The sequence below is a fragment of the Neobacillus jeddahensis genome (genome assembly GCF_000612625.1).
In the GTDB taxonomy this organism is placed as follows: Bacteria; Bacillota; Bacilli; order Bacillales; family Cytobacillaceae; genus Neobacillus; species Neobacillus jeddahensis.
This window is the reverse complement of the sequence record NZ_CCAS010000002.1, coordinates 37,634-53,041: the sequence shown is the minus strand read 5'-3', so window position 1 is coordinate 53,041 and position 15,408 is coordinate 37,634. Positions and strand designations below refer to the sequence as shown.

At 36.5% G+C, this 15,408-nt stretch carries 18 protein-coding genes and 1 riboswitch; of the genes, 14 read left to right on the top strand and 4 right to left on the bottom strand.

The annotated features are described in order from the left end of the window. The first annotated feature begins 45 nt into the window (after window positions 1-45). The 6 genes from TY15_RS01125 (at window position 46) to TY15_RS01100 (ending at window position 6,473) form a co-directional block, all read left to right on the top strand. Complete coding sequence (locus tag TY15_RS01125; RefSeq protein ID WP_040208294.1) at window positions 46-762, top strand: response regulator transcription factor; 717 nt, start codon at window positions 46-48, stop codon at window positions 760-762. Further along, window positions 759-2,540, top strand: a complete 1,782-nt coding sequence (locus TY15_RS01120) for an ATP-binding protein (RefSeq protein ID WP_040208297.1) — start codon at window positions 759-761, stop codon at window positions 2,538-2,540. The genes TY15_RS01125 and TY15_RS01120 overlap by 4 nt, the downstream gene beginning before the upstream one ends. 255 nt (window positions 2,541-2,795) lie before the next feature. After that, a complete protein-coding gene (gene sigX, locus TY15_RS01115; RefSeq protein ID WP_040208299.1) occupies window positions 2,796-3,347 on the top strand; it encodes an RNA polymerase sigma factor SigX in 552 nt (183 codons plus the stop codon). After that, window positions 3,322-4,527, top strand: a complete 1,206-nt coding sequence (locus TY15_RS01110; RefSeq protein ID WP_040208300.1) for a hypothetical protein — start codon at window positions 3,322-3,324, stop codon at window positions 4,525-4,527. Before sigX ends, TY15_RS01110 begins: the two co-directional genes overlap by 26 nt. Window positions 4,528-4,702: 175 nt before the next feature. After that, complete coding sequence (locus tag TY15_RS01105; protein ID WP_040208303.1) at window positions 4,703-5,467, top strand: peptidoglycan DD-metalloendopeptidase family protein; 765 nt, start codon at window positions 4,703-4,705, stop codon at window positions 5,465-5,467. A 139-nt stretch (window positions 5,468-5,606) separates the two neighbouring features. Continuing rightward, window positions 5,607-5,738: riboswitch (FMN riboswitch) on the top strand. Window positions 5,739-5,906: 168 nt separating this feature from the next. After that, a complete protein-coding gene (locus TY15_RS01100) occupies window positions 5,907-6,473 on the top strand; it encodes an ECF transporter S component (RefSeq protein ID WP_040208469.1) in 567 nt (188 codons plus the stop codon). A gap of 130 nt (window positions 6,474-6,603) precedes the next feature. Here the strand turns inward: TY15_RS01100 and TY15_RS01095 are convergent, their stop codons facing one another. Further along, complete coding sequence (locus tag TY15_RS01095; RefSeq protein ID WP_040208305.1) at window positions 6,604-6,852, bottom strand: ferredoxin; 249 nt, start codon at window positions 6,850-6,852, stop codon at window positions 6,604-6,606. A 257-nt stretch (window positions 6,853-7,109) separates the two neighbouring features. Between TY15_RS01095 and TY15_RS01090 the strand changes: the two genes are divergently transcribed. The 5 genes from TY15_RS01090 to TY15_RS01070 all read left to right on the top strand — a co-directional run bounded on the left by TY15_RS01090 (window position 7,110) and on the right by TY15_RS01070 (window position 11,541). After that, entirely contained in the window at window positions 7,110-8,147 is a 1,038-nt protein-coding gene (locus TY15_RS01090; protein WP_040208306.1) for a YpbB family protein, read from the top strand. Beyond that, window positions 8,147-9,643 (top strand): RecQ family ATP-dependent DNA helicase, encoded by a 1,497-nt coding sequence (locus TY15_RS01085; RefSeq protein ID WP_040208307.1) that lies wholly within the window; start codon window positions 8,147-8,149, stop codon window positions 9,641-9,643. The genes TY15_RS01090 and TY15_RS01085 overlap by 1 nt, the downstream gene beginning before the upstream one ends. Window positions 9,644-9,652: 9 nt before the next feature. After that, a complete protein-coding gene (locus TY15_RS01080) occupies window positions 9,653-10,240 on the top strand; it encodes a CPBP family intramembrane glutamic endopeptidase (protein ID WP_040208310.1) in 588 nt (195 codons plus the stop codon). Between the two features lie 14 nt (window positions 10,241-10,254). Continuing rightward, window positions 10,255-10,998, top strand: coding sequence for a LysM peptidoglycan-binding domain-containing protein (locus TY15_RS01075; protein ID WP_040208311.1), 744 nt, complete (start codon window positions 10,255-10,257; stop codon window positions 10,996-10,998). Window positions 10,999-11,085: 87 nt separating this feature from the next. Further along, window positions 11,086-11,541, top strand: a complete 456-nt coding sequence (locus TY15_RS01070) for a DUF2663 family protein (protein ID WP_040208312.1) — start codon at window positions 11,086-11,088, stop codon at window positions 11,539-11,541. 33 nt (window positions 11,542-11,574) lie between these two features. On the opposite strand, the gene TY15_RS01065 is transcribed toward TY15_RS01070, so the two are convergent. The 3 genes from TY15_RS01065 to TY15_RS01055 all read right to left on the bottom strand — a co-directional run bounded on the left by TY15_RS01065 (window position 11,575) and on the right by TY15_RS01055 (window position 12,763). Next, window positions 11,575-12,144 (bottom strand): manganese catalase family protein, encoded by a 570-nt coding sequence (locus tag TY15_RS01065; RefSeq protein WP_040208314.1) that lies wholly within the window; start codon window positions 12,142-12,144, stop codon window positions 11,575-11,577. A 131-nt stretch (window positions 12,145-12,275) separates the two neighbouring features. Further along, complete coding sequence (locus TY15_RS01060; protein ID WP_040208315.1) at window positions 12,276-12,536, bottom strand: spore coat protein CotJB; 261 nt, start codon at window positions 12,534-12,536, stop codon at window positions 12,276-12,278. Then, entirely contained in the window at window positions 12,533-12,763 is a 231-nt protein-coding gene (locus tag TY15_RS01055) for a spore coat associated protein CotJA (protein ID WP_040208317.1), read from the bottom strand. Before TY15_RS01055 ends, TY15_RS01060 begins: the two co-directional genes overlap by 4 nt. A 148-nt stretch (window positions 12,764-12,911) precedes the next feature. Here TY15_RS01055 and TY15_RS01050 point away from each other — a divergent pair, with 148 nt between their 5' ends. The 3 genes from TY15_RS01050 (at window position 12,912) to TY15_RS01040 (ending at window position 15,176) form a co-directional block, all read left to right on the top strand. Next, a complete protein-coding gene (locus tag TY15_RS01050; protein WP_040208318.1) occupies window positions 12,912-13,547 on the top strand; it encodes a CBS domain-containing protein in 636 nt (211 codons plus the stop codon). 187 nt (window positions 13,548-13,734) lie between these two features. Continuing rightward, window positions 13,735-14,520 (top strand): metallophosphoesterase, encoded by a 786-nt coding sequence (locus TY15_RS01045; protein WP_392391334.1) that lies wholly within the window; start codon window positions 13,735-13,737, stop codon window positions 14,518-14,520. A gap of 74 nt (window positions 14,521-14,594) precedes the next feature. Continuing rightward, window positions 14,595-15,176: a genetic competence negative regulator gene (locus TY15_RS01040; RefSeq protein ID WP_040208320.1), complete on the top strand. Its 582-nt coding sequence runs from the start codon at window positions 14,595-14,597 to the stop codon at window positions 15,174-15,176. The last annotated feature ends 232 nt before the right edge of the window (window positions 15,177-15,408 follow it).

Here is a 15,408-nt window from a genome sequence, read left to right as displayed (position 1 = left end):
AATGTCATGTCATTTTGTAAAATAAACTCCATGGGGGGATTAATAATGGAAAAAGACGTGAAAATATTAGTTGTAGATGATGAGGAAAGAATTCGCCGCTTATTAAAAATGTATTTAGAGCGTGAGGAATATAGTATCGATGAAGCAGAAGATGGTAACGAGGCCTTGTCGAAAGCGTTTGCTATTGATTATGATGTCATCCTTCTAGATTTAATGATGCCTGGCAAGGATGGAATCGAAGTTTGTCGGGAATTAAGAGAGAGAAAGGCTACCCCAGTTATCATGCTGACCGCCAAGGGGGAAGAAATTAATCGTGTCCAAGGTTTTGAGGTGGGGACAGATGATTATATTGTAAAACCCTTTAGTCCGCGGGAAGTGGTCTTACGTGTGAAGGCTTTATTAAGACGAGCATCACAAACGAGTTACTTACAAACAGAAACAACCACTAAAGATGTCATTGTATTTCCACACTTAACAATAGATAATGATGCCCATCGTGTATTGGCAGATGGCAAGGAAGTTAGTTTAACTCCAAAAGAATATGAATTACTTTATTTTTTGGCAAAGGCACCGGATAAAGTCTTTGACCGTGAACAGTTATTAAAAGAAGTTTGGCATTATGAGTTTTTTGGAGATTTACGGACAGTTGATACGCATGTGAAGCGACTTCGTGAAAAATTAAATAAAGTATCTGAACAAGCGGCAAGAATGATTGTTACCGTTTGGGGAGTAGGATACAAATTCGAGGTAATTAATGAATGACCTTCTTACGAAGTGTTGTAGGTAAACTTTGGTTTACTATTCTTTTTTTAGTTTCTATTGTGCTGTTTATCTTAACAGTCATGCTGCTTGAATTTTTTCAAAACAATAATATTCGAGAAACTAGAGAAGATTTAACACATACAGCTGAAAAGATAGCCCATGTATTAGAGGAGCATCCTAATGGCGAATTACCAATAGGGTTGGAGATATCATGGGAAATTATTGATGATTCACATAAAGTAGTCGTCGTCAAAAATGAGGATGAAGTCTATTATTCTCCAAATACCGAACAGGCGAAAAAATTAACATTGTCGGATATTAAAAAAGATCAAGTATTGTCACAAGCATATTATAACAACAAGACGGTTGAAAAAACTTCGGACCTTTCGTCGGAAAACGGCGATGAAGAGGCTAATTATACCATAATTGGGGTACCGATGCATCTTCCCGGTGAAACGAATGGTGCAGTCTTTATTTATCAATCATTAGAAGTAATGCAAAAAACAGTTCATTCTACAACAAAGTTTATTTTATTGGTTGCGGGGGTTGCCATTGTTTTAACGACGATTTTCGCCTTCTTTTTATCGTCAAGAATTACTGCGCCACTAAGGAAAATGAGAGAGGCAGCGTTTGAGGTGGCAAGAGGGAAGTTTGATACGAAAGTTCCTTTTTTATCTCAAGATGAAATTGGGGAGTTGGCAACAGCCTTTAATCAGATGGGCCGACAACTGAAGTTCAATATGAATGCTTTAAGTCAAGAAAAGGAGCAACTTTCCAGTATTTTAAGTAGTATGGCAGACGGGGTCATTACGTTTAATCGGGATGGTACCATTTTGATTACGAATCCTCCTGCTGATCGCTTTTTGCAGTATTGGTATTATGAAAAAGGTGAATTTGATACTGACTCAGAAGCTATTCCATCACAGGTTATGGCTCTTTTTCAACAGGCAGTAGATACTGAAAAAGAACAGATAGGTGAAATTTCATTACAAGGTCGTCATTGGGTCATTTTAGTTAGTCCACTTTACAGCAATCAATTTATTCGTGGAGCTGTAGCTGTTCTTCGGGATATGACCGAAGAGAGACAGTTGGAGAAAATGAGAAAAGACTTTATTGCCAATGTTTCACATGAACTACGCACCCCTATATCCATGTTACAAGGTTATAGTGAGGCAATTGTCGATGATATTGCGGAATCTCAGGAAGAGAAAAAAGAAATGGCAAAAGTTATCTATGATGAATCATTGCGAATGGGCAGGCTTGTTAATGAATTACTGGACCTTGCCAGAATGGAAGCTGGGCATATTCACCTAGCCATAGAAGATGTAGCTCTTTCTACTTTTATCAATAGAATTATCCATAAATTTCAAGGGGTCGCAAAAGATAATGAAATTCAATTATTTGCCGAAATTGAGGATGAAATTTCATCGCTCCTGTTTGATCCTGACAGAATCGAACAGGTTTTGACGAATTTAATTGATAATGCCATAAGGCATACGCCAAAAGGTGGTAAGGTGAAGTTAACCGTTACATCCGATGTGAAGCGAATAAAAATAGAAGTAAAGGATTCCGGATCGGGGATTCCAAAGGAAGATCTTCCCTTTGTTTTTGAACGCTTTTATAAAGCTGATAAAGCTAGGACAAGAGGGAGAGCAGGAACAGGTTTAGGGTTGGCGATTGCTAAAAATATAATTGATGCACATCGTGGTTCTATCTCTGTCCAAAGTAAAATGGGGCAAGGTACAACCTTTACCTTCTCATTACCACGAAAAAAGTAATATTATCAAGTATTTTGCCGATTGTTCTTGATTCACGGGAAACATTTATAAAGTTTTTTTGATCATGAGGCCAGGTAGTATTCATTTGAAAAAGTTCATCCATTAGGATGAGCTTTTTCAAATATGTCAAGAAACTGGTTTGAAAATCCCCTCCTCCAAATACCTTCCTTTTTGCCCCCAAAAAGTCTATATTTAAATAGTGAAACTTTTTAAACATAGAGAACGACTAATACTAATGAACGGGGAGGGGAATTGATGGACTCCGTTTTCGATGAGCTGTATCAAAAATATCATCATGACGTATTTCAATTTCTATTTTATATGGTTAGAAACAAGGAACAAGCTGAGGATCTTGTCCAAGAAGTCTATATACGTGTATTTAAGTCTTATCATCGTTTTGAAGGGAAAAGTAGTGAGAAAACATGGCTATTTTCAATTGCACGGAATGTCGCAATTGACTTTTTCCGAAAACAAAAGGGCTGGAAGGACAGATTGCTTGAAAAATTTGATTGGTCCACTAACCAGGTGAAGGATGAGTATCCAATACCAGAAGAAATTACTTTACAAAATGAAGAAATAAGATGGATATATAAATGTCTTGAATTTTGCACGTTAGATCAAAGGTCTGTCATTATATTACGCTATTTACAGGATTTATCCATTGCTGAAACTGCCCAAACCTTAGGGTGGACGGAAAGTAAAGTGAAGACAACACAGCACCGCTCACTAAAAGTATTAAAGAAGCAAATGGAATGGTTCTATGAAAAGGAGGGTTTGACTAGTGAAAAGGTCAGAGTGGAGCGATAATGAGCTCGAAGAATTATTACAGCAGTTGCCCAAAATACAAGATCATCGCGATCCTCGTGACATTTACCAGAATCTTTCTTTGAAGAGACGCAAAATGAAACCATGGATAGTACCCAGCATAGCTGCTGCGGCAGCCTTGCTTCTTTTTTTCATCTTAATACCACAATTTATGGATGGGACGAAGGTCTCTTATGAGAATGCCCAAGAGGAGAAAGCTTCCACAAAAAACAATGACATTAAGCTAAATGAAAAGCATGAGGATTCTACAATCGCGATGGAGAAAGATAGTAATTCTCCAAAAGAGCAGATATTTTCAGGTGCTGTAAAGAAAGAGCAGGTTGGAACAAGCGGGCTAAAAACAGCAATCTATGAGGATGAGATAGGGAACGGAAGGGTATTAACCTACTGGATTCCAGACCAACAAGCTCAAATTCTCATCCCGGTGTCTATTATCGTTTCAGATTCAAAGGAAAAGTCATGGCTTACTTTATATAACGAAAAAATGGCAAGTCTCAAGGAAGCGGAATGGGGTTTGTCAGATTTCTACCCATTAAACGTGAAATTAAAACTTGATGAAAAAAATAATAACATTTTGGTGGATGCTCCCACTGATCATCAGTATGGTCAAGGATCAGCAATAGAAACAAATTTTCTCGATGTGTTAAATAAGGATATATCGTCTAATAGCAATAGTAAAAAGTTAATATTTACAACAAATGGAGAACCAGGTATTCAGCTGGGTAATTTTGGCGATATACAAGAACTGAATGTTGAAGATGTGAAAAGACATGCTTTTTTCTTTTATTATCCCGAAGGTAGTGAAAGTAAATTGCCACTCTTGACTCCGTCGATAGACACGTATACGGATGTTCAAGCTGCAATTGAAGCGATGAAAACAGACCCAGCAGTATCAGAATTAAAAAGTTCTTTACTACCACTGCTGCCAATTAATGATATATCCATATTGGATAAAACATTATTAATATCGTTCAAGGGAAACACAAGTCTATTGAATGATCAGCTTACCACATCTTCTTTTGAGGCATTGCTCTTAACGGCGAAGGAATTTGGTTTAGAGAAAATAATTGTAAAAGATTCTCCGCTTAAGAATATTGGAACCTTCGATCTATCAAAAGAGACAAAAGTACCAGTTGCGCCGAATATACGTAATATACAATAAATGTAATTTTTAAAATCAACCATTCTTGGTTGATTTTTTTATGAATAAAATTATGGAATAATCCAAATTATAACAAGTATGCTCTGGTTTACCTCTATAAAGCAGTATGTTCTAAACATAACCAGTCAAACATATTGTGTGGAGGAGAGGACAAGTTATAAGGAGGAAAGTAAGAATGCGTGACTATATAAGAAGGTTTTTGATTGCCATTATCATGGCACTTTGTGTCGGTTTATTATTTATAGGTGGAAAACATCCTGAAGCTGCTGAACTACAGCAACCTAATAAACTGAATGATCATTGGATATGGCCAGCAGATGGGATTATTTCCGATACGTACGGAACAAGGCAGGGTAAACATAAAGGAATTGATATAGCAGGGAAATTGGATACGCCTATTCTATCTGTTGATGATGGTGTAATCGTAAAGTCCTATTATTCTAATACATACGGTAACGTGGTTTTTATTAAGCACCCAAGTAATTTTGTAACTGTTTATGCCCATTTAAATAAGCGGAATGTAGTAGAAGGTCAGTTGATAAAGCAAGGGGATGAAGTCGGAAAAATGGGTCGAACGGGTCAAGCAACTGGAACTCATCTCCATTTTGAGACCCATCAAGTAGAATGGAGATATGACAAAAAATATGCACTGGACCCAGAGAAATTGTTAGGAAAAGCGGATGTGGGAGAAACCGTTCAAGGTGGGATTGTAAGTATTGGGGAAAATGTTTTAGAAGTTAGTTCCCATCTTCATTTGCAATTGGATGAAAATACATCACAGTCAAAGAGTTCAGGAAAATCGGTACAATACACAGTTAAACAAGGGGATACCTTGTACTCAATTGCAAAAAAACAAAATAGCTCTGTTACGAAATTAAAAGACATTAACCACTTAAGGTCTGATCTCATTAAACCGAACCAAATTTTAATTATCCAATAATACTCGTAAAACCTGCAATTCGTCGTCACTGCAGGTTTAACTATGCAGACCTTGAAGCAATATTTACAATAGCAGATAAAGTTCTTTTACTTAACAAATGAGATTTTCTTTAGTATAATAATGTTGTAATTTAATATCGATCTATCTTCGGGGCAGGGTGAAATTCCCGATCGGCGGTATAAGAGCAATGCTCTTGAGCCCGCGAGCCTTTTTGGCAGGATTTGGTGAGATTCCAAAGCCGACAGTATAGTCTGGATGGGAGAAGATGGAGGTTCTGCAAACGTTCAAAAAAGTAGCTGTTTTGAACGTTTATTAAGCGTGCCTTTGTTACTCCCTCAAGTATATGATCTTGAGGGAGTTTTATTTACTGAGGGCATCTTTCTGCTGAACCTCTCTTCCTTATATGATGGATCAACAAGGAGAGAGGAAAATGAAAGAAATGAAAAAATTATCAGTAATGGCCTATGTATCAATTGGAATGCTGAGCAGTATTGCCTATTTATTAATGTTGTTAAATTTCCCACTGCCGTTATTTCCTAATTTCTTATTTGTCGATTTCAGCGATATCCCAGCCTTACTTGCAGCATTAATATTTGGACCAGTTGCCGGGGTATTAGTTGAATTTTTAAAAAATCTTCTTAATTATTTTGCGACGGGGAGTCCGACGGGTGTTCCCGTTGGTCATATTGCAAATTTTTTAGCTGGTATTGTGTTTGTTCTACCAACTTATTTTGTATATAACAAATTAAAATCTAAAAAGGGGATGACAATAGCGTTAATTACAGGGAGTATAACGATGGCAATAGTGATGAGTATATTAAACTATGCATTCATTTTACCTGCTTATACAGTCCTTATGGGTTTTCCAGATATGAGAAACTTGGTAGTCCCAGCTATTTTGCCCTTTAACATATTAAAAGGTGTAATGATGTCACTGATCTTTATGCTGCTATTCGTCCGGATGCAAACCTGGATAACTAAATTTTCAACGGTAAAAAATGCTTAAAAAGTAACGGGGGATCTCAATTGAGACCCCCGTTTTTATAGGCAATAGAATTTGTCAGGGAGTATAAATAAAGACCCCCGACTAAAAAAAGGCGGGGGTTAGTAGCTTTACAATATCTTAATGAAAAATATTATTCAAATTTAGTTGGATTTCCGTCGAATGGATCGTCGGCCACTTTAATTGAATCGGTAGGACAGCCTTCAAACGCATCCATCATGTCATCAATTAATACATCTGGAATCTCAACAATTCCTTCATTTTCGTCAAGAGTTACAAAAGCAATACCTTCATCATCATAATCATAAATATCAGGTGCAGCTGCCCCACATGCACCACATGCGATGCAAGTTTCCTTGTCAACAATTGTATACTTTGCCATGAAAAAAAACCTCCCAGTAAAATAACAAAAATTATTCTAACTTGTTTCTCATAATAAGTATGGAAACGCATTACTATCCTTATTGTAAAACTGTATCGGCAACTTTTCAATAGAAAAATACTATTAAAGAAAAGGGTAGTGAATATTGATTTAGGAAAGTTCCACATATTTCAGCAACAACTTCCACTAATTCATGGTAGAATAAAATCAGAAAAATGGAGAATTTGTCGATTAAATAGGAAAAGGGGTGAAGCCCCATGCAGCAATTCGAAACCATCATTCTATATTGTCTGAAGCAATTGAATAGTGAACGAACCATTTATTCGATTTTTCATCTTTTAAATGGAAAAAAGTCATCGCAAACGATTCAAGATGCCCATTTATTTTCTTTGAAGAAGTTTTTTGGAATATATGAACCATTAACAAGGGAGTCTTTTGATGAAATCATTTATTCAATGTTAGAAAAGGAGTGGGTTGTTCTTTGTGGTGACCAACGGTATCATCTAACGCAGTCTGGAAAGGTGTTCTTAGATAATACTTCCTTACCAACTTACCTAAATGGTTGGAGCTTCCACCCCGTTACCACACTTTTTTGGGAAAGATTAAGTTTGTTTGTTCAGGTCACCTCCAATCTTGTATATGGAGAAGCAAGGTATCTTCCAATCCAAAAAAATAAGGATGTTCATTTATGGCTGAAAACTAAATTAAAAGAAATCGATGTTCCCAGGTCGGAATTAGGTAACAAGGTTTTCACAGAGTTAACGGATTGTTTCAATATGGATAAGAAAATCAATCCCGCACTAGTGGTTTTTCGCTTAACAGGTTATCAGCAAATTGGCTTAACTCCACTTCAGACAGCCAAAAAATTGGATATGAATATACATGAATACCATATTGGATTTATTCATACCCTTCATTATTTACTGCAAAATATTATCAAAGATCCTTTGAGCTATAGCATTTTAGCTATTTTAATAAGTGATATGAAGCAAGAAGATGAATTAACCATTACCTCAAGAAAAACGTGGAAGCTATTAAATCAGGGATACAACCTTGAACAAATAGCAGAGTTTAGGCACTTGAAGGTAAGTACGATCGAAGATCATATTGTTGAATTTTCTTTACATATTGATGGGTTCTCAATCGATCCTTATGTTGATAAAGACTTACAGATGAAGATTATCGATATAGCTCGGGACTCAGAAACAAGACAATTGAAGCGAATTAAAGAAAAATTAGAGGCAGCTACCTATTTTCAAATAAGGTTAGTATTAGCCAAGTATGGTGAAAGATAATGGACCTAGAAGCACTGTTAAAAAGGCATTTTGGATATCATTCATTTAAGACGGGTCAAAAAGAGGTGATCACATCCATCCTTTCTGGTCAGGATACATTGGCAATGCTGCCAACAGGAACAGGGAAATCATTATGCTACCAACTTCCTGGTTATATTCTTAAAGGGCAAATATTAATTATTTCTCCACTTTTGTCATTAATGCAGGATCAGGTAGAGCAATTGAATCGGATGGGTGAAAAGAGAGTACTCGCTTTAAATTCTTTTCTTTCCGCGTCGGAAAGACAATATGCCTTACAACATTTAAAGGATTATAGATTCATCTATATTTCTCCAGAGATGCTTCGAGTTTCGTTTGTTATGAGGCAATTGCAAAAACTTACGATTTCATTATTTGTAGTCGATGAAGCACATTGTATTTCACAGTGGGGATTTGATTTTCGACCGGATTATTCCAAATTGGGTGACTTTCGTGAGAAATTGAATAATCCTTTAACCCTTGCACTTACGGCCACGGCTACAAGCAAAGTACGTGAAGACATTGTCACCACACTAGGGCTTGGAAAAGTCACAAAAATTGAATCAACGATTGATCGGCCGAATATTGCCTTTTATGTGGAAGAATTAAATGACTATCAGGATAAACAAAACCGGATTATTGAACTTGTTTCGAAGTTACAAAAACCTGGAATTATATACTTTTCAAGTAAAAAGACAGCGGAACAAATGGCTGCTATTCTGGTAGATAGTGGGAATTTTCGAGCGATGGCCTATCACGGGGGGTTGGATCAAAATACAAGAATATTAATCCAGCAACAGTTTATCTATGATCAGCTCGATGTTATTTGTGCTACCAGTGCCTTTGGAATGGGGATTAATAAAGAAAATATTCGATTTATTATTCATTATCATATGCCGATGCAGATTGAATCTTATCTACAGGAAATAGGTCGGGCAGGACGGGATGGTATTCCTAGCGTAGCTATCTTACTTTATTCGCCGGGTGATGAGCGACTTCAGTTACAACTTGCGGAAGGGGAATTGCCATCGGAACTGCAAATTGATTGGTTATTTTCAAATTTGCAATATGAGGAAGTACTCAGAAATGGTAAAGTTGAACTAAGTCATCGATTAAAAGAGGATGGTGGATTTTCTGATATTCAATGGAGGATAATGAACGACATTGTCAATACTCCGACTCAAGAGAATTATTCCTCTGATATGGTTAGGGACAGCATAAAAGAGATGCTTAAGGACAGAATGGGGCTCAAAATCAAAAATATTTTTCGGATGAAAAAATTTGTGGAAGCAAGTACATGCAGACGAGAATATATTTTAAACTATTTTGATGAAACAGCATCTAAAAAGAATCATTCATGCTGCGATATATGTGGACTCGAGCTGAGCGACTATCAGCCAACCGTAGTTGAACCTTCAGTAAAGCGACCAGATGAAAAGTGGAAGGATTATCTTGCAAAAATTCTAATCAATAAGTGAGTTGAGAGAATGAAGAAGAAATATAATGATCTAATCGCCAGCTTAACAGATAAAGAATTGCTGCATCATCTCTATTTAACGCAAATCATTCTCTTAACTATTTCTTTTATTCTGGGATGGTTATTATTTGACCATCTCAGCTATCTGAACAATATTCACTTCAATGATATTGAGTTTGTTACAGTTGGAATACCTCTAGGTATTGCCGTGGTCATAATCGATGTTGCACTAATGAATTGGCTGCCATCTAGCTATTATGATGATGGGGGCTTAAATGAAAGGATTTTTAAAAACCGTAATGGCTTTCATATCCTAGTGATCGCTCTATTTGTGGCATTCAGTGAGGAATTGCTATTTCGTGGCATTATTCAAACTAAAGTAGGTCTTATCATGGCTAGTATTATTTTTGCTGTCATTCATTATCGTTACCTTTTTAATTGGTTTCTATTTATGAATATTGTCCTACTTAGTTTTTTTATTGGAGTTATATACGATTTAACTGAAAACTTAGCAGTTACTATCACCATGCATTTTGTCATTGATTTTCTGTTAGGGGTATATATAAAATTTAGACGTTTAAAAGTAGATGATCGTTAGGGAGGAATCGCTCCGTGAATAAAGAGGAACCATTCCGCAATCAGGCGGAAAGATCGAAGAAACGGATTCAAAAAAATGTAGAAATGGTTGAGGTAAATGACAGTGGCAAATTACCTCCACGAGAACAGGTGCACCGCCAAAAAAGGAAAAAAACAAAATGGAAGGTAAAGTATCCAGTTATTCGGCTTTTGGTGCTTTGTTTTATCCTACTTCCTATTATCATTTTTAGTGTCATTTCCTACCGGGAGAACGGCAAAAAAATTGGGGGCACAGAAAAAACGTCAGGAAATTCGGTTGGATATGAAACCATTAATCTCGATGAAATGAATCAAGAAGATGAACCAAAGGAAACCCCCCAGGATAAAGGTGGAGAGGTAGACTCAGAGGGGGAAAATGATCAAGTGCCTTCTGACACCAAGCAGGGAGAAGCTAATGAAAGTGAAAATCATCCTGATCAATCCTCTTCGCAAGATGAATCATCTACCAATAATCAGATAACAGGTATTAACAATAATAAGCAGGGAGAAACGACAACAAGTCCAACCAATACGAATAGCAATACAACCACCAATAAAAATGTTACTGAGACGACCAGTGATATTGTCTATCATACAGTTCAACCACATGAAACATTATTTAGGATTGCTATAAAGTATTACAAGTCCCAGAATGGGATTGAAATCATAAAAAATGCAAATAACCTACAAACTGAAGCAATTAATGTTGGTCAGGTTTTGAAAATACCGCTTAACAAATAGCCGATCTCATGATCGGTTTTTTTTGCTTTAGATACATAATTGCTAGGACAAGGTCATATGTATATAAGGAAATGGAGGGTGGAAGTCATGGATACTCCAATCCAATTACTTGAATATACAGATCAAGCAACAAAACAAATGTTAGAAAACGTAAGAAAAAGGAAGACAAAGTTTGATAAAGCAAAAATGTGGCATTATTTTTCGATATATGGAACGCTCTTTGGTGCCTTTGTTTTTATTGTTTATTTTTATTTAACTATTTACAAACACTATTCCTTTTCCTTTTTATCCATGTTATCGGCTACATTAAATGATACTGTAGCTATGTTCCTTCTTGTGCTTTCGATGATCGGATTTGGGACGATGAATTTGTTAAAGCAACAAAAGGAAAAAAAAGAAAAAGAATATCAGGAATTAAGGTGTGAAATAGTTGATCGAAGTAAGGATTTATGGAAAAGGGAAGAAGAGTGGAAAAACCGTCATTTTGTTTTTGAAGTGATGAAAAAGCATTATGATATCAATTTGTATCATGAAAAAAAATAAGAAGCAGAATATGAAGCTGCTTCTTATAGTTCATTAGAAAATTTTCTTCTTGCCTTGTTCATCTTTTAAAATTTCGACAGCTTCTCGAAAGCGCTGTGAATGAACGATTTCTCTTTCACGTAAAAAACGTAAACCATCATTTAAATCGGTGTCGTCACTTAAATTAATGATCCATTGATAGGTAGCCCTAGCTTTTTCTTCGGCAGCAATATCTTCATAAAGATCAGCGATAGGGTCACCCTTTGTTTGGATAAATGCGGCGGTCCATGGTGTGCCAGCAGCATTATGGTAAAATAAACCCTTGTCATGATTAACGTAATGATCTTCAATTCCGGCAGCTTTTATCTGTTCTGGTGTGGCGTCTTTCGTTAATTTATAAATCATCGTTGCAATCATTTCAAGGTGAGCAAACTCTTCAGTACCGATATCGGTTAGAAGACCGATTACTTTGTCAGGAATTGAATATCTTTGATTTAAATAGCGTAGGGCAGCAGACAGCTCTCCATCTGCACCACCATATTGCTCAATTAAATATTTTGCTAATCTCGGGTTGCACGTACCCACTCTAACAGGATATTGTAGTTTTTTTTCGTAAATCCACATTTGTCGTAACCCCTCCTTTTAAACTTATATTCCAGCTATTTAATACAGTTAAACAATCATCCTCTAGTGTTTTATGACTAAATTGGGGGGATTGTCTCATCCAATTACAATTCTACTAGAGGTTCATTTCTTTACACTTGCCATGGCCATGGTGCATCGTCCCAATTCCAAGGGTATCCTGAATAGCTGTTCCCAAATTGTTGTAAGGGGCCAAACTGACTTTCAAATTGCTTTTTTATCCGTTTCCTCTCTTTTGCATAATGATTAAATTGATTAATGGCTTCAAGATCTTCATTGTGTGTATTTAAGTACAAGCTGAGCTCGACTAATACAAAGTCCACTGTTTGAAGTTGTTCCATGATTTGATAATATTCAGCAGGAACCTGCTTCATTGTGGCAAGCCTCCTTTGCCTGGTTCTAATGGACTAAACCAAGGGTCATAAAAGGCCTTCCATAGTGTACCTGCTTTTAATGCTTCAGACGGTGTAAATTGTGGCAGATTAGGTGGTTGGAATCCCATATATAAATTTGGTGGTGTCGAGTAAGCTTTTTCTAAGATGGGTTTACAGGGGTCAAACGGACTCACATAGGGATGATATGTTTTAAAATGAGTATTCATAGGTGCCCTCCCTTTAGATAATATCAATTAATCATATGTACTATTTCTTAATACATGACATAAAACCTTAATATATTAAAGGTTTTTTCCTTCCGGTATAGAAGTATAATAAGGATAAAGGTTGATTACTACTATGGGGTGATGGGAAATGTTTGTGAAAAATATAATGATACCAAAACATGAATGTTTTACAGTGCAGGCTGAAGTAACACTAAAGGATGCGTTGGCTTTGTTAGAAACACATCAAATCGATGGATTGCCTGTTATAAATGCTGATAAATATATAGGGGTTGTAACAAGATATAATATTTACGAAGGCTTCTTTCATTCAGGAAAACAAAGGGATGAATATCTATCTTTGACGAATGTGAGTGATATCGTTTCTCATGAAGAAAAATTTTTACTTGGAGGGGAAGTATTCGAAAAAACCCTTCTCGATTTAAAGGATTTTCCCTTATTAGCAGTTGTCGATTCAAACAAAACGTTTCTTGGAGTGGTGACACGCTCAGATGTCATTAGTTCTTTCGAAAGTGCATTCGGTATGAATCGACCAGGGGTTAGAATTGCGTTTACATCCGTGGAAACGGAGGGACGTATTGCCCGGCTGTCGGAAATTGCTCATCAATTCCATGAGCACATCATCTCACTTGTCACATTTGATGAAACAGACAAGCTTGTCCGTAGAATTGTGATGAAAATAGAGAAAAAAGATAATATTGATAGGTTTACCAAAAAACTTGAGGAACACGGGTTCCGCATTTTAAGTATTCAAGAAGACGAATAAAAACGTAGTAGGAAAAGAATGGACGTCCTTCTCATACTTTGTATGGGAGGGATTTTTATATAATGGAATATTTAGTCTTTGAACAGATCTTTTCCATTGATCGGGTCATACCCCTGTCTTTTTAGTTTAGGCCTTGTTTATGGTATTATTTCCGTAGAAGTAAGCTTGGGAAATGGAGAAATATAAGATGATAATTGATTTGATTGTCCTATGCATTATTGGAGGAATACTCTTGCTCATATATATGGTTCGAGAGGCGTTTTTGAATAAAGTAATTGAACATGAAATGGTTTTTCCTGACTTTCCTGCATCATTTGGCAAGGTGTCCATCTTTTTTATTTCGGATATACATAAGCGAACCGTTTCGGAATCGATCATACAGAATGTAAAAGGACGAGCAGATATCGTTGTGATCGGAGGGGATTTAACTGAAAAGGGTGTCCCATTTGAAAAGGTAAAAGCTAATTTAACTAAATTAAAACAAGTCGGCCCCGTGTATTTTGTGTGGGGCAATAATGATTATGAAGTGGACTTTCGTGATTTGGATGCTATTTTGCTCGCATCGGGAGTAAAGGTTCTAGATAATACTGCGGTAACTTTTGAATCTGAACAAGGGGAAAAATTATGTTTACTTGGCGTCGATGATCTAAGTCAGGAGCGTGATCGCCTAGATTTGGCCTTTTCTGATGCGGAGGAAAATAGTTTTAAAATATTAGCAAGTCACTATCCTGACATAACGAAAAAAATTCTACCGGAGCATAATATCCGCTTCGTGTTAAGTGGACATACACACGGTGGACAAATCCATATTTTGGGATATAGTCCTTTTGAGCGTGGGAAAATAAAAAAAGTAGAAAATACCATACTGTTAATCAGTAATGGTTATGGAACCACTTCCCTTCCCTTAAGGTTAGGGGCACCAGCGGAATCTCACCTTATTACCCTCAAGCGTGGAGCAGAAAAGTTGGGCTGATGTAGACAATTCACCAATAGAACCCTAAGGCATACACTGAAAACAAGAGTTATGTCACGGCAGGGGGCAAAAGCATGCGCTTAGAACGCTTAACGGCCAATAAAATAAAAATATTTTTAACTTCTGATGATCTATTTGAAAGAGGCTTATCAAAAGAAGATATTTGGAAAGATTCAAGCAAATGGAACCAGCTCTTTCATGATATGCTTGAAGAAGCAAGTGAAGAATTTGATGTCGATATTCAAGGATCAGTAGCAGTAGAAATTTTTTCTCTTCAGGCACAGGGAATGATTCTGATCATTACTGTGGATGAAGTAAAAGATGATGAAGAATTATTATACGACGGCTATATAGAAATGCAGGTCAGGGTTGAGGGTTGCGAGGAACTCTTATATGAGTTTTTAGAAATCGAAGATGTAATTAATCTGGCAAAAAGATTATCTATTGTCGATATATTCGGTGGGAGCCTATATGTATTTCATAATCGTTATTACCTTTTGATGGACCAAGTAGAGCCGGCTAACAAAGAAAAAGCTGCCTGCATTTTATCGGAATTTGGTAACCCCTCCATTTTAAGTCCATTTGTTCTTGCTGAATATGGAAAACCAGTCATCGAGCACTATGCAGTGGAAACGATGCTACACTTTTTTAAATAAGGAAAAATGAATAAATATGACGTAAAAAGGGGCACTGCCCCTTTTTATACAGAAAGGAAGTAATACATAAAGAGCAGGTGTGTTAAAATGCCAAATTAGTTGCAATGGATACGGTTACATATTTTAGAATGAGTAAAGATAAATAAGCATTTTTCTTCTTGCATAAATCAATTAAACGTGTATACTTGTGTCTGAAAGCGGACAACATTCGTTAAAGCAATTTCTAGGAGGA